We start from the raw sequence: 13,948 nt of genomic DNA on the forward strand, positions 1-13,948 counted from the left end.
GTGAGCGGCCGTGAACAGGCGTGAAGGGTATGCCGAGACGTATCTGAGCGGTGTGGCGGGCACGAAAAAGTCCTGCCGGGCCCGGGGGCCCGGCAGGACTCGTCGGTCGGAGCGGCCGGGGCTAGCCGCGGCGTCCGGCCGGATCCTGCGCGGAGGTGTCGTCGCGCTCGGCGTCACCCCGGAGCGGTCCGGAACCCGCGGCTCCGGGGGCCGACGGCTCCGCCCGGTCCCCGTGGCCCGGCCACCAGGCGGCGTGGCCGATCAGGGCCGTGAGGCTCGGGGTGAAGAACATCGCCATGACGAACGCCGCCACCGCGATGCCGAAGGAGACCGCGAAACCCATCTCCGACAGCAGCGCGTTGCCCGCGAGCATCATGGTGGCGAAGGTCGCCGCCAGGATGAAGCCGGCCGCGGCCACGGTCGGTCCGGCGTGCCGCAGCGCCATGCCGGCCGCCTCGCGCGGCTCCCGGCCCTCGCGGGCCTCCTCACGCAGCCGGGCGATCATGAGGATGTTGTAGTCGGTGCCGATCGCGACCACGAAGAGATACATGATCACCGGCAGCATGAACATCAGGCCGGAGTGCCCCTGCGCGCCCTGGAAGATCCACACGGTGGCCCCCAGGGTGGCACCGAAGCCCAGGCCCACGGAGGCCATCAGGTACCAGGGAGCCACCACACTGCGCAGCAGCAGCCCCAGAATGATCATGATGAGGAGTGCGGCGACGGGGAAGACCGTCTTGTAGTCGTGGTTGACCGCCGCGTTGATGTCCTTGAAGATCGACGACATACCGCCGACCACCGCCTCGCTGCCGCCCGGCGCCGCCGAGTGCGCGACCTCGCGGACCCGGCCCACGGCGTCGATCGCCTTGTCCGTCGACGCCTCGTACTTGAGCGTGACGGTGAAGTCCGCGGTGGTGCCCTCCCTGTTGAGCTGGGTCATACGGGCGGCGGCGACCCCGTCCACCGCGGCCAGCTTCCGCGCGTACGCCTTGAAGCCGGACGCGTCGAGCGGCTTGCCGTCGACGCTGGAGAGGTAGACGTCGGTGGGTGCGGCCGCGCCCGCCGAGTACGCCTTCTGCATCTCGTCCTGGACGACCATCGACTCCTTGGTCTTGGGCATGGAACCCGAGGCCAGGTCGAAGGTGGCCTTGTAGCCGAAGGTGCCGGCCGACAGGACGAGCAGGATCAGACCCGAGGCGATGGCGGCCAGCGCCGGGCGGCGCTGGATGCCCCGGCCGAGGGCGGCGAAGCGGGCGTTCTGCGGTTCCTTCTGCCAGGACTTCGAGGGCCAGAAGACCTTCGGTCCGATGAGCGAGACCACGGCGGGGATCAGGGTCAGGCCCGCGACCAGGGTGGCGGCGACCGCGATGGCGAGCGCCGGACCCATCTGCTTCAGGAAGCCCAGCGTGGACAGCACCAGGGCGAGGAAGGCGATGATGACCGCCCCCGCCGCCGAGGCGATGGCCTCGCCGACCCGGCCGACCGCGTTGACCATGGCCTCCTTGGGTTCGTCCCCGGCACGCAGGCTTTCGCGGTAACGGAAGATCAGGAACAGGAAGTAGTCGGTGCCGACGCCGAAGAGGACGACGATGAGGATCGACGAGATCGAGCTGTTGGCCTGGAGGTCGAACAGCTTGGTGGCGTAGGCGATCAGTCCGTTGGCGATGGCGGAGACCAGGCCGATCAGCACCAGAGGCAGTACGGCGAGGATCGGCGCCCGGAAGATGATCAGCAGGGTCACCAGGATGATGACGAAGGTGCCGATGCCGATCAGCGCCTGACCGCGCTTGGACGAGTCCTGCTGGTCGAGGGCCTGGGCCGCGGAGCCGCCCAGTTTGACGTCGAGATGCGTGCCCTTGGCCAGTTTCCCGGCCTCTTCACGCAATTCCTTCGCCGCGTCGGCCTGTTCGGGCTGACCGGCCTTCTTGCTGTCCATCTGCACCAGGGTCATGGTGTACTTGCCGTCCTTCGACGGCTGGCCGGGGACGACCTTCTGCACCTGGTCGATGTGCTTCTTGCCCAGTTCTTCGGTGATGCGGGCGACATCGCGCTGGTCGTCGGCGGTCAGCTTGCCGCCGTCGGTGCGCTGGTAGAGCGCGATCGCGGACGGCGTGAAGGCGCTGGGGAACGCCCTCTGCTGAAGGTCCGCCGCTTGGATGGACTCGTAACTCTTGGGTAGAAAGCTGCTCTCGTCACTGTTCGAGGGCAGGCTCGGGGCGGTGGCGACGATGGCCACCGCGGCGATCAGCCACGCCACGATCGTCCACACGGGATGACGGACGACGGCGCTGCCTATTCGTCGGAACATGCGGAGGGTCCTCCTGGGAAGGAAGATCACCGCAGCCCGGGGAGCGGTCCCTGGCATCGGCGACCCCGACCGGCACACGTCGAACGGGCCGGTCGCATGGTTGTCTTGGCCTCTCATCCTAGTGACCACGCGCCCGCATCCCCTCATCGGACGCGCACGGCCCCTCCCCCGCGGCCGGGGACGGCAGCGGCGGGTGAAGGACCACGGGTGAGCGGTCGCGGGCGCGCGGTCGCGGGCGCGCGGTCGCGGGGAGACGGCCGCGGGTGAGCAGTCGTCAGGTGCCGGGCCCGCGTGCGGCATGGCCGCCGCGTCGCGCCTACCGGGACCGGTACGGCAGGCTCGGTTGGCCGGCGGCGGTACGGAGGTGGCGCGTGGAGTGGTCGGAGCGGGTGGTCGTCCGGGACGGCGTCCGGCTGGTGTGCCGTGACCGGGGCGGCTCCGGACCCGCCGTGGTGCTGTTGCACGGGCCGGCCGGCCACGCCGGCGAATGGGACGCGGTGGCCCGGCGGCCGGCGGGACGGTTCCGGCCGGTCGCGGTCGACCAGCGCGGGCACGGCGCCGCCGAGCGGCATCCGTCCGACGTCTCGCGCGCGGCCCTGGTGGCGGACGTGGTCGCGGTCGCCGGGCAACTGGGGCTGCACCGGCCGGTCCTGGCCGGGCAGTCGCTCGGCGGCCACACGGCGCTGCCGGCCGCCGCCGCGCATCCGGGACTCGCCCGCGCGCTCGTCCTCGTCGAGGCCGCGCCCCGCGATCCCGATCCCGGGGCTCCGCAGGCCATCGCCGCCTGGCTCGACTCGTGGCCGGTGCCGTTCCCCTCCCGGGAGGCGGCGGTCTCCTTCTTCGGCGGCGGCCCGGTGGGCGAGGGCTGGGCGGCCGGGCTGGAGTACCGCGAGGGCGGCTGGCATCCGCGCTTCGACCGTGCGGTGACGGTGGCCTCGGTCGCGGAGAACGCGCGGTGTTCCTCCCGGCCTGCCTGGCAGCGGGTCGGCTGCCCCACGCCGGCCGTGTTCGCGCAGTCGATCGGCTGCCCCACGCCGGCCGTGTTCGCGCAGTCGAGTCTGCTGCCGGGGGCGGACAGACGCGATGCTCGCCCAGCGGCCGGACACCCGGGCGGTGAGCGTTCCCGGCACGGGGCACGACCTGCATCTCGAACAGCCGGAGGTGCTGCACGGCTGCTGGAGGACTTCCTCGCCGGCCTCACCTGACGTCCGGGGCCGCGTCCATGGCCCGGCTGCCTCGGCCATGGAGGGTGCCGGTGTGGTGGCGGGGTCAGCCCGTGGCGCCGACCAGGGCGGCCGGCCGCTGCCGGGCCTCGGCGATCACGCGGGCGCCGCGGTCCGGCGCGGTGTCCAGCCGCGGCAGGACGTCCGGGGCGGCGATCGCGGGCAGGAGATGGCCGTAGAGCGCCGACGTGCGGTCGGCCAGGTCGGTCCAGCCGGCCGCGGTCTGCGAGACGAACTGCACGCCGATCCAGGCGCCGAGGAAGACCTGGGCGGTCTCCTCGGGCACCACGTGCGGCAGCACCTCGCCGCGTTCCTTGGCGTCCGCGAGCACGCCCGAGGTCAGGCGGGCCCAGGCCGGCCAGGCGCTGCCGAGCACCTCGTTGCCGGGCAGGTCGGCGGAGATCCGGGCCCCGGCGAGCAGGAGGGGTTCCCTGGGCAGGCGCCTTGCGAGGACCATGCCCGCGTCCACCCACTCCTGGAGCTTCAGCTCCCGGGGCAGGAGGTACTCGGGGCTCAGTTGTTCCTCCAGCACGCCCCGGGCGAGGTCCGCCTTGGAGTCGAAGTGGAAGTACAGGGCGCCCTTGGTCACGCGGGCCCGCTTGAGGATCTCGGCGATGGTGGCGGCGGCGTACCCGCGCTCCGCGAAGACGGCCGCGGCGGCTGCCAGAACGGCGCGTCGGGTCCGGACACCTCGCTCCTGCCGTGCCACGGACCCTCCCTCAGGCCGGAAACCAGACCGAACAGCACGCACCATACCGCACGTCCGGTCAACACCGTGGTGGGCAAAGGTTGTTGAAAGGAACGGTCCCACACAGCGCCGGGAGACGGCCCGGCGGCGGCCGAATTCGGTTGCGGCGGGGCCGGTGAGCCGGGTGTGCTGGTCCCATGGGCGGTGCCACGGAACAGGCGGGACGGGCCGGGGCGGCGGGCGCGGCCGGGACGCGGCCGGCTCCCTGGCGCGGGCGGGCCGTCCTCGCGGCGCTGATGCTGTCCGCGTTCACGCTCAACACCGTGGAGAGCCTGCCGGTCGGTCTGCTCGAACCCGTCGCCCACGGCCTGCGCGTGTCGCTGTCGGCGGCCGGACTGCTGGTCACCGGGTACGGCCTGACGGTGGCCGTGGCCTCCGTGCCGCTGGCCCGGCTCGTACGGTCGGTGCCCAGGCGCCATGTGTGCACCGGACTGCTGGCCGCGCTGACCGCGTCCGGTCTGATCGCCGCGACGGCCGCCTCCTACGGGCAACTCCTCCTGGCGCGGCTGCTGTCCGCTCTCGCGCAGGCGCTGTTGTGGGCGGTGGCGGGACCGGTGGCGGTGGGCCTGTTCGCGCCCGAGGTGCGCGGACGGGTCGCCGGGGCGCTGTCCGTCGCCGGGTCGCTGGCGCTGGTGGCCGGGGTGCCGGCCGCGACCTGGCTGGGCCGGCACGGCGGCTGGCGGCTGCCCTTCGTCCTGCCGGCCGTGCCGGGACTGCTCTGCCTGGTGACGATCGCCGCCCTGCTGCCGGCCTCGCCCCCGGAGGAGGAGCCCGCCGCGTACGCCGAGCGGCCCGATGCCCGCCGGTTCGCCCTCGTGCTGGCGGCGGGGTTCCTCTCCGCCACCGGGGCGTTCGCCGGCTACACCTACATCGCGGTGTTCCTGGAGGGCGTGAGCGGGTTCGCCCCGGGCACGGCCGGCGTCCTGCTCTCGGTCTTCGGCGCCGCGTGCCTGGCCGGGGTGAGCGTCACCGCCGTACTGCTGGACCGTTTCCCGGGTCCGGCGCTGACCGCGGCCGTGTGCGTACAGGCCGTGGGCATGCTCGGCCTGTCCGCGGCCGGCGCCCGGCCGGTGGCCGCCGTGGTGTTCCTGGTGCTGACGGGCGGTGCGCTGGGGCCGGTGTTCATGGCCGCGCAGCACGCGATGCTGCACTGCGCTCCGGGCCGTACGGACCTCGCGCTCGCGGCGAGCTCCGGCTGCTACAACGCCGGGATCGCGGCGGGCGCCGCGCTCGGCGCGCTGCTCCTGCCGCACACCGGCGCGCGGGGCGTCTTCCTCGCGGGCGGAGTGCTGACCGCGGGGGCCTGCGCGGTGCTGCTCGGCGAACGACTGTCGCCGCTGTCACGCCGGCCACGCCTGCCCCGTCCGCCGGGGCCGGACTGATCTTCCCCCGCGCCGCGGCGCGGGCCCCGGCCGGCGGCGCGCAGGTGTCGGACCGGGACGCGGGGGCATCGGCGGTGTATGGATGCACGGACGTGGACACTGCGGGGCCGGTCCCAGGCGCGGCAGGCGGCGGACAGTACGGCGATGACCGTGGCGGCGCGGGCCGGTTTCGCCGCGCGCGGGCTGATCTACGTGCTCGTGGCGGTCATCGCGTTGCAGATCGCCTTCGGCGGGGCCGGCCACGGGCGCCAGGCCGACCGGGGCGGTGCCCTGGGTGAGCTGGCCGAGCGGCCGTTCGGGTCGGTGCTGCTGTGGGCCGTGGGCGTGGCGCTGGCCGGAATGGCGTTGTGGCGGCTGTCGGAGGCGGTGTTCGGCGGCTCGGGCACCGACGGCTCGAAGCTCTCCAAGCGGGTGACGGCCCTGTTCCGTGCCGTGTTCTACGGCTTCGTGTCGTACTCGGTGCTCGCCTACGCGGCCGGGGACCGGGGCAGCGGCAGCGGGTCCTCCGACCGGCACACCGACGATGTCACCGCCCGGGTGCTGGAGTGGCCCGGCGGTCAGTGGCTCCTGGGCCTCGCGGGCGCCGGTGTGGTGATCGCCGGGCTGTGGATCGCGGGGCGGGCCGTGCTGCGGAAGTTCCGCAAGCACCTGCGGACCGGGGCCATGTCCCCCCGGGTCCGTCCGGTGGTCGAGTTCCTCGGCGTGACCGGTGGCGCGACCCGGGGCGTCGTCTTCGCCGCGGCCGGTGTGTTCGCCGTCGTCGCGGCCGTCCGGCACCAGCCGGGGCAGGCCAGGGGCATGGACGACACGCTGCGCGGGTTCCGGGACCTGCCGGCCGGGCCGTGGCTGCTCGCGCTGGTCGCCCTCGGTCTGGCCGCGTTCGGGCTGTTCTCCTGGTGCTCCGCCCGCTGGCGCGACCTCTGAGCCGGCGGCCGGCGGGCTCCCGGGTCCCGGGACGCGGTCAGTCGGAGTCGGGTTTGCCGCGCGCCGCGGCGTACGCCTGGGCCGGTGTCATGGTGACCCCGTCGAGCTTGACCGTCTTGTAGGGGCTCACCTGGGCGCAGGTCTTGGCCTGGTCGGCGGTGGAGGCGTGGGCGCCGCCGACGGCGGTCTTGGCGTCGGACGTCTTCGGCGCCGGGCCGGCGGCGGATACGGAACTCCCGCCCGGGTAGCCGGCTCCGCTCGGCCAGTCGCCGCCGATCACGAGGGTGAGGCCCGTGCCGGTGCCCTGCCTGAGGTGCGAGGCGGGCAGACCGAGTGCCTTGGCGACCGTCAGCGCCTCGGGCCGGTGGCCGGTGCCGTAGGTGAGGGTGGTGGTGGCCGCGGGGCGGGGCGCGTTGCCCGTGCTGGTGGCGGAGCTGAAGCCCCGGCCGGTGAGGGCGCCGGCGACCACGGAGGCGCGGCCGGTGATGCCGGTGCCGTTCTCCACCGTCACCGCGATCCGGGACGCGGGCACGGCGGCGGCCGTGGCGGACGCGGACGCGGACGCCGTGGCGGACTTCTTCCCGGAGCCCGCGGTCAGGGACCGGTCGTCCGCGATGGCGGCGAACAGGGACGCGGCCCCGGGTCCGGCCACCACGCGGTCGTGGTCGGCGGGGTCGGGTGCCGTCTGCATCGTCGCGAAGGTGATGCGCTGGGCGGGCACCTTGTTCACGTCGGTCGCGAGCCCGATCAGCTTCCGGACGGTGCCCAGGCCGTCGTCCACGGTCAGCGCCTTGGTGGCGGCGTCGGCCAGCTTGTAGACCGCGGAGGGGTCGGTGAGCGTGCCCGCGCTCTTGAACTTGCGGATCACCGCGCTGAGGAAGATGTGCTGCGAGACCGTACGGCCGAGGTCGCTGCCGTCGCCGAAGCCGTGCCGGGAGCGTACGAACTCCAGCGCCGCCTCGCCCTTGAGGGTGTGGGAGCCCTTCGACAGCTTCAGGTGGGAGTAGGTGTCGTAGACGTCGTCGCTGACGCACACCGAGACGCCGCCGACCGCGTCGGACATCTTGACCACACCGGAGAAGTCCAGCTTGACGAAGTGGTCGATGGGGATGCCGGTGAGCCGGTGGACCGTGGCGACCTGGCAGGCGGGGCCGTACTGGAGGGCGCTGTTGATCTGGCCGTAGTAGCCGGGCGTGGACTTGCCCGACTCGGTGTCCGAGCAGGCCGGGACCTTCGTCATGGTGTCGCGCGGGATGCTCAGCACGGTGGCGTCGGAGCGGTCGGCGGATATGTGCAGGACCATCTCCACGTCCGCGTTGCTGCCGGTCTGCACCCCGGTGTGCGCGCAGCCGCCGCCGAGCGCGCAGTCGGCGGCGCTGGTGCGGCCGTCCGAACCCATGACGAGGATGTTGATGGGGGTGCGGCCGAACGCGTCGGCCTTCTCCGCGCCGCCCTTGCCGTCCAGCGAGACGCTGTGGATGTTGCCGTCGAGATGCTGGTAGAACCACCAGCCCACGCCGGAGGTCAGCACGATGAGGGCGGACAGCGTGATGGCGGAGCCCCGCAGGATCCGCCTGCCGCGTCCCGGCGCGCGGGCCGGGCGGGGCGGCCTGCCGCCGCGTGCGCGCGAGGCGACGCGGGCCGCGGCCCGGCCGCCGGACGGACCCGCCGGTGCCGCACCGGCCGCCCGCTGACCCGCCGGCCCCGCCGGTCCCGTGCCCGCCGCGCGCCCGCCGGGTATCCGGGCGCCGGGGCCGTGTGTGGCCCGGCCGGCCTGCCCGTTCCACGGGTCGCTCATCTTCCACTCCCCCTGAACGGTCGGGCCTGAACGGTCGGGCCTGTGCGTCGTCGGTCGTCTGATCGCGCCTGGTCGCGTCTGTTCGCGCCTGGTTGCGCAATCTAACAAACGTACGAACCGGACAGCACGGATCCTTACGGAATTCACAGGAGGCAGGGTGCCGGACGGCACGGCGGGAGGCGGGTCCGGAGCTAGGGTCTTTCGTTGGGATCGGGCCGGATCAGGGAGCGGGGTCTGGTGCCGTGCATCGCAAGGCGGAGGAGGGCGCCATGGCGGAGCCATGGCAACCGACGACAACGCCGCTGGGGGCACCCCCTGCTCGAAGAGCTTGGGGGAGGTGCCAGGGCCCGCGAGCCCGGCATGATCCAAACGAGAGGCCCTACACCGTCGGTGCCGTCGCGCCGGGCCGGTGCGGGCGCGTGTCGTCCGCCGCGGGGGCCGGGCCGGCCAGCCGGGGGAAGGAGCGGGCGGCGGCCAGGAAGCCGAGCGTCGTCAGCACGAACGGCCAGGTGAACGCCTGCCCGCCGGCGGGTGCGAGCAGATGCGCGACGGCGGGTGTCACGGCGGTGGCCGTCGCGGCGCCGAGCAGCGCGTACGGCAGCGTGGCCGGGGCCGCCGCCAGGAAGACACCGCACAGCGCCACGGCGACGAGCACCGCGTTGCAGCCCATCGTGCCGTCGGCGATCCGGGCCGCCGGCACGCCGAGCGCCCAGGCGGTCAGCAGGCCCGTCGCACTGCCGGCGCAGGCCGCCAGCGCCGCCACCCGGCTCGCCAGGAACAGGCCCGCGAGCAGCAGCGCACCCGCGTACCACTGGTCCAGGAAGAAGACCTGGGAGACGTTGCGGAAGAATCCCCGCCACAGCTCGTCCGGGCCCGGCGCGGTGGGGCCGGCGGCCGGGCGGGGCAGCGCGGCGAGGCCGCGGCCGGGCGGCCGGACCCGCCGGAAGGCGGGCGCGGCGATGGTGACGGCGCTCGCGAGCAGGCAGTACGGCAGGGTCAGCGACGGCAGCCGCCAGACCCGCAGCAGCCGGACCACGGCGGCGGTGGCGACCACGGTGACGACGCAGCCGGCGGCGGCCAGCAGCGCGGTGCCGGGCCGGCCCGGTCCCAGGAACACGGCGCACCACAGGGCGAGGAGGCAGGAGTTGAAGCCCTCCAGGCCCTGCTCCACCCGGTCGCGGGCCACGTGCAGCAGCCGTGCCGTGCCGGTGCCGAGGGCGGCGCCGGCCAGGGCGTAGCCGGCGTAGCGCCAGTCGGCCGTGGCCAGCGCGAGCAGGACGACGGCGCCGGTCCGCGCGTCGGCCAGGAACATCACCTGGGCCGGGCCGCGCAGCACCGGCCGTCCGGCACCCGCGCCGCGTTCCGTGCCGGGTCCCCGCCGCCGCCACCGGACCCCGTACGACCGCCCCACGCCCCGCCCCTCCCCGAAGCCCATCGTGCACTATTCCGCGATACGGCATGCAACTTCCGCCATACGATACCGCTTGTCGAGGTCCGCCGGGTGGCCGGTCCCGTCGGCCGCCGTCGCGGCAGCGGGCGCTCGCCGCCGCACCGCCCGGTGCGTACGCCGGTGCACGCCCCCCTCGGCGGAGGCGGGCGGGAGTGCGGTGCGGAAGACCGGCATCGTCCGCGTGATCCTGGGCAGCCTCCCGATGAGGAAAGCTCTGGGCAAGGATTGATGAGCGAGGAACGCGTGGCGGACACGGTCGAGACGAACGAAGAGGTGGGACCGGACCGGCTGTCGGTCACCCGGTCCACCGTGGACGGCGTCACCGTCGTCACGGTGACCGGCGAGATCGACCACCACACCTCGGGTGTGCTGCGGGCCGCCCTCGCCCCCGCGGACCCCGCCCCCGGAGCGCGCACCGTCGCGGACCTCAGCGGCGTACCCTTCATGGATTCCAGCGGCATCAACGTCCTCATCGCCGGCCACCAGGCCCACGAGCCGGCGGGCTGGCTGCGGCTGGCGGGCGTCCGCAGGCCCGTCCTGCGCACCCTGGAGATCGTCGGCCTCACGCCGCTCATCGCCTGCTACCCCAGCGTCCGCGAGGCCCTGGAGGACTGACGGCGGACCGGCGCGTGGGGCCGGGGGGCGGGGCTTGCACACGGGTCGCCCCATGGGGTCGGCGTACGCCGTGACAGCGCAGCTCACCGCACGCCCCCGTAAGCGATCTGTCCGTTTATGATGCGGAATGCCGGATTGTCTCTCCCGTCCGGCTGCCGTCCGTCGTCCGTCGTCCGCCGCAGAGGAGCAGAGCCCATGACCGGTGATCCGGAGCCGATCGGCGCGCAGGCCCGCCGTGCGCTGGAGCAGGAACTCGCCGACCTGCGGGACGAACGCCGGCTGGTCGCCGGGACGCTCCGGGACTCCGCCTCGGTCGGCGACCAGGCCGACCAGGCCGACGCGTTGCGGCGCGTCGACCAACTGGCGCGGCTGGACCGCCGTATCGAGGAGATCACCGATCGGCTGCGCCAGGCGGAGGCGGCCGGTCCCGCGCCCACCGATGTGGCCGGCGTGGGCAGCACGGTCACCGTCCGGTTCCCGGACGGCGCAACCGAGACCCTCGAGATCGCGGAGGTGGCCGAGGCGCTGGACCAGAGGCTGGTCACCGCCGACAGCCCGCTCGGCCGGGCGCTGCTCGGCCGCCGGCCCGGGGACAGCGTGCGCTACGACACCCCGGACGGACCGGCGACGGCCGTCCTGGAGTCGATCGGCTCGCCTCCGTCCTCCTGACGACCGCCGGCCGTCACTCCACTGGAGCCGGTGCCGCGCCGTCCCCGCCCTTGCGCACCGTGCAGTGCAGGGTGTCGTTCCGCACGTCGGCCACGATCGTGTCGCCGGGCTCGGCCTCGCCGCCGAGCAGCAGGGTCGCGATGCGGTTGTCCAGTTCCGCCTGGATCGTGCGGCGCAGCGGGCGGGCGCCGAACTCGGGCTGGTGGCCGTGGGCGATGAGCAGCTTCTTGGCGGCTTCGGTCACCTCCAGGTCCAGGCCCTGGGCGCGCACCTTGTGCTTGCTGCGGTCCAGCAGGTGGTCCACGATCCGTCCCAGGTCGTCCTGGGTCAGACCGTGGAAGATGATGATGTCGTCGATCCGGTTGAGGAACTCGGGCAGGAACCGGGTGCGCAGGTCGTCCATCAACTCGTCCTTGAGCGCGGAGACATCGCCCTGGTGGTCCAGGATGCGGTGGGCGCCGATGTTGGACGTCATGATGACGACGCAGTGCCGGAAGTCGACGGTGCGGCCCTGGGCGTCGGTGAGCCGGCCGTCGTCCAGGATCTGGAGCAGGGTGTTGAAGACGTCGGGGTGGGCCTTCTCCACCTCGTCGAAGAGGACCACGCTGTAGGGGCGGCGGCGGACCTTCTCGGTGAGCTGGCCCGCCTCCTCGTAACCGACGTATCCGGGAGGCGCGCCGACCAGCCGGGCGACGGTGTGCTTCTCCTGGAACTCGCTCATGTCGAAGCGGATCATGCGGTCCTCGCTGCCGAACAGGAGGGCGGCGAGGGTCTTGGCGAGTTCGGTCTTGCCGACTCCGGTCGGGCCGAGGAAGAGGAACGAGCCCACGGGACGGTTCGGGTCGCCCATGCCGGCGCGGTTGCGGCGCACGGCCTGGGAGACGGCGGTGACCGCCTCGTCCTGGCCGACGATCCGCGCGTGCATCTCCTCTTCGAGCCGCAGCAGTTTCTCCTTCTCGTCGGCGGTGAGCTGGGAGACCGGGATGCCGGTGCGGCGGGCGACGACGTCGGCGATGTCGGAGGCCGTGACGGAGACGACGCCCTCGCGGCGCTCCTCGATGCCGGCCAGCTCGCCCTCCACCTCGGCGATCTGCCGCTTCAGCTCCGAGGCCTTCTCGAAGTCCTCGGCGGAGACGGCCTGTTCGAGTTCGCGGCGCAGCATGGCGATACGGTCCTCGCGGCCGACGATCTCGGTGGAGCGGCCGGTGCCGCGCAACCGCACCCGGGCGCCGGCCTGGTCCATCACGTCGATCGCCTTGTCGGGCAGGAAACGGTCGCTGATGTAGCGGTCGGAGAGTTCGGCGGCGGCCGCCAACGCCTCGTCGTCGAACCGGACCTGGTGGTGCGCCTCGTAGGTGTCGCGCAGCCCTTCCAGGATCTGCACGGTCTCCTCGACGCTGGGCTCGGGCACCAGCACCGGCTGGAAGCGGCGTTCCAGCGCGGCGTCCTTCTCGATGTACTTGCGGTACTCGTCGATGGTCGTGGCCCCCACGACGCGCAGTTCACCGCGCGCGAGGGCGGGCTTGAGCATGTTGCCCGCGTCCATGGCGCCCTCGCCGGTGGCGCCCGCGCCGACGACCGTGTGCAGTTCGTCGATGAAGAGGATGATCCCGCCGTCGGCCGCCTGGACGTCCTCGATGACCTTCTTCAGCCGCTCCTCGAACTGCCCGCGGTACTGGGCGCCCGCCACCATGCCCGACAGGTCCAGCACGACGACCCGCTTGTCCTTCAGGCTGTCGGGGACCTCGCCGGCGACGATGCGCTGGGCGAGTCCCTCCACGATCGCGGTCTTGCCGACCCCGGGTTCGCCGATCAGCACCGGGTTGTTCTTGGAGCGCCGCGAGAGGATCTCGACGGTCTGCTCGATCTCCTCGGCCCGCCCGACCACCGGGTCCAGCTTGCCGGCCTTCGCCTCCTCCGTCAGGTCACGGCCGAACTCGTCCAGGGTGGTGGCCGGTTTCCCGCGCTCGGCGGGGGCCGCCTCGGTGCGCGCCGCCGGCTGTTCGGTCAGGCCCGCCAGGCGCTGGGTGTCCGCGCCCTCGGCCCGCAGCATCCGGGCGGCGCCCGTGTCGCTGTCGCCGATCAGGGCGCCGAGGATGTGCTCGGGACCGATGTAGGACGCACCGGCCGCCTGCGAGCGGGCGTAGGCCGCGCCGAGCGTGCGCTTGGCGGCCGGGGTGAGGCCCGGCCGCGCGGAAGGCTCGCCGGACTCGCGGGGCAGCACCTTGGCCAGTCCGGCGGCGAGCGCCTCGGGGTCCAGACCGGCCTGGGAGAGGAGCCGGCGGGACGAGGGGACCTGGGTGGCCGCCCAGAGCAGGTGCTCGGTGTCGAGGTCGGGGGTGCCGTCCTCGGCGGCCCGCCGCGCGGCCAGGTTGAGCAGTTCCTGCGCCGACTCGGTCAGCAGCCGTCCGATGGGCACGCGCTGCACGGCGGGGGGCGACGATGCCGGCGACATCCCGAAGAAACGATTCAGCAGCTCACTGAAGGGATCCGACGAACCGAACGGTGCACCGAACGACATCGACATGACAGCTCCTGGCGCGCGGGGAGGTCGGCGGTCCGCGGAAGGCGTCCGCGAGCGGCGCCCACGAAGGGGCCGTAATCACTGAAACCCGCGGTGGACGGCACCGCAAGCGGAGGACGGCGGGCGGGAGACCACCGGGAAGGGGCACCCGCCGGTCCGGGAACCGGAACCGGGAACTGGTCGCAACCGGAACCGGGAACCGGTCCGGGAACCGGTCCGGGAACCGGAACGAGGAAGCCCGCCGAAGCCCGCCATGGCGCCTGCCCCAGCGGCGCGGCGGCTCTCCCGCGGAACGGCTCACACGGGT

At 73.6% G+C, this 13,948-nt stretch carries 10 protein-coding genes; 5 read left to right on the forward strand and 5 right to left on the reverse strand.

What is annotated here, in order from left to right; genetic code table 11:
- Nucleotides 1-121: 121 nt before the first annotated feature.
- Nucleotides 122-2,308 carry an MMPL family transporter gene (locus ACZ4SV_RS04660; protein WP_468001381.1) on the reverse strand — a complete coding sequence of 729 codons (2,187 nt, stop codon included), beginning with the start codon at nucleotides 2,306-2,308 and terminating at the stop codon, nucleotides 122-124.
- Nucleotides 2,309-2,679: 371 nt separating this feature from the next.
- On the opposite strand from ACZ4SV_RS04660, the gene ACZ4SV_RS04665 reads away from it, so the two are divergent.
- A complete protein-coding gene (locus tag ACZ4SV_RS04665) occupies nucleotides 2,680-3,513 on the forward strand; it encodes an alpha/beta fold hydrolase (RefSeq protein WP_468001383.1) in 834 nt (277 codons plus the stop codon).
- Nucleotides 3,514-3,577: 64 nt separating this feature from the next.
- Here ACZ4SV_RS04665 and ACZ4SV_RS04670 read toward each other — a convergent pair whose 3' ends face one another.
- Entirely contained in the window at nucleotides 3,578-4,240 is a 663-nt protein-coding gene (locus ACZ4SV_RS04670; RefSeq protein ID WP_468001385.1) for a ScbR family autoregulator-binding transcription factor, read from the reverse strand.
- A 275-nt stretch (nucleotides 4,241-4,515) separates the two neighbouring features.
- Here ACZ4SV_RS04670 and ACZ4SV_RS04675 point away from each other — a divergent pair, with 275 nt between their 5' ends.
- Together ACZ4SV_RS04675 and ACZ4SV_RS04680 are read left to right on the forward strand one after the other, a co-directional pair.
- A complete protein-coding gene (locus ACZ4SV_RS04675; RefSeq protein WP_468002466.1) occupies nucleotides 4,516-5,661 on the forward strand; it encodes an MFS transporter in 1,146 nt (381 codons plus the stop codon).
- A gap of 144 nt (nucleotides 5,662-5,805) precedes the next feature.
- Entirely contained in the window at nucleotides 5,806-6,585 is a 780-nt protein-coding gene (locus tag ACZ4SV_RS04680; RefSeq protein ID WP_365880043.1) for a DUF1206 domain-containing protein, read from the forward strand.
- A gap of 37 nt (nucleotides 6,586-6,622) precedes the next feature.
- Here the strand turns inward: ACZ4SV_RS04680 and ACZ4SV_RS04685 are convergent, their stop codons facing one another.
- On the reverse strand, nucleotides 6,623-8,383 hold the full coding sequence (locus tag ACZ4SV_RS04685) for an LCP family protein (protein ID WP_468001387.1): 1,761 nt from the start codon (nucleotides 8,381-8,383) through the stop codon (nucleotides 6,623-6,625).
- A gap of 379 nt (nucleotides 8,384-8,762) precedes the next feature.
- Nucleotides 8,763-9,794, reverse strand: coding sequence for an urea transporter (locus ACZ4SV_RS04690; protein ID WP_468001389.1), 1,032 nt, complete (start codon nucleotides 9,792-9,794; stop codon nucleotides 8,763-8,765).
- A 267-nt stretch (nucleotides 9,795-10,061) separates the two neighbouring features.
- On the opposite strand from ACZ4SV_RS04690, the gene ACZ4SV_RS04695 reads away from it, so the two are divergent.
- A complete protein-coding gene (locus tag ACZ4SV_RS04695) occupies nucleotides 10,062-10,448 on the forward strand; it encodes an STAS domain-containing protein (RefSeq protein WP_365882635.1) in 387 nt (128 codons plus the stop codon).
- Nucleotides 10,449-10,643: 195 nt separating this feature from the next.
- The gene (locus ACZ4SV_RS04700) at nucleotides 10,644-11,117 is read left to right on the forward strand and encodes a GreA/GreB family elongation factor (protein WP_468001391.1); all 474 of its coding nucleotides are present in this window, start codon (nucleotides 10,644-10,646) and stop codon (nucleotides 11,115-11,117) included.
- A 13-nt stretch (nucleotides 11,118-11,130) separates the two neighbouring features.
- Here ACZ4SV_RS04700 and ACZ4SV_RS04705 read toward each other — a convergent pair whose 3' ends face one another.
- The gene (locus ACZ4SV_RS04705; RefSeq protein ID WP_468001393.1) at nucleotides 11,131-13,644 is read right to left on the reverse strand and encodes an ATP-dependent Clp protease ATP-binding subunit; all 2,514 of its coding nucleotides are present in this window, start codon (nucleotides 13,642-13,644) and stop codon (nucleotides 11,131-11,133) included.
- Nucleotides 13,645-13,948 lie beyond the last annotated feature (304 nt).

It is taken from the genome of Streptomyces sp. NPDC027672 (genome assembly GCF_055566335.1).

Coding starts and splice junctions, on each gene's coding strand:
- ACZ4SV_RS04695 (WP_365882635.1), top strand. CDS start 10,062: ATGAGCGAGGAACGCGTGGCGGACACGGTCGAGACGAACGAAGAGGTG.
- ACZ4SV_RS04680 (WP_365880043.1), top strand. CDS start 5,806: ATGACCGTGGCGGCGCGGGCCGGTTTCGCCGCGCGCGGGCTGATCTAC.
- ACZ4SV_RS04685 (WP_468001387.1), bottom strand. CDS start 8,383: ATGAGCGACCCGTGGAACGGGCAGGCCGGCCGGGCCACACACGGCCCC.
- ACZ4SV_RS04675 (WP_468002466.1), top strand. CDS start 4,516: ATGCTGTCCGCGTTCACGCTCAACACCGTGGAGAGCCTGCCGGTCGGT.
- ACZ4SV_RS04700 (WP_468001391.1), top strand. CDS start 10,644: ATGACCGGTGATCCGGAGCCGATCGGCGCGCAGGCCCGCCGTGCGCTG.
- ACZ4SV_RS04705 (WP_468001393.1), bottom strand. CDS start 13,644: ATGTCGATGTCGTTCGGTGCACCGTTCGGTTCGTCGGATCCCTTCAGT.
- ACZ4SV_RS04660 (WP_468001381.1), bottom strand. CDS start 2,308: ATGTTCCGACGAATAGGCAGCGCCGTCGTCCGTCATCCCGTGTGGACG.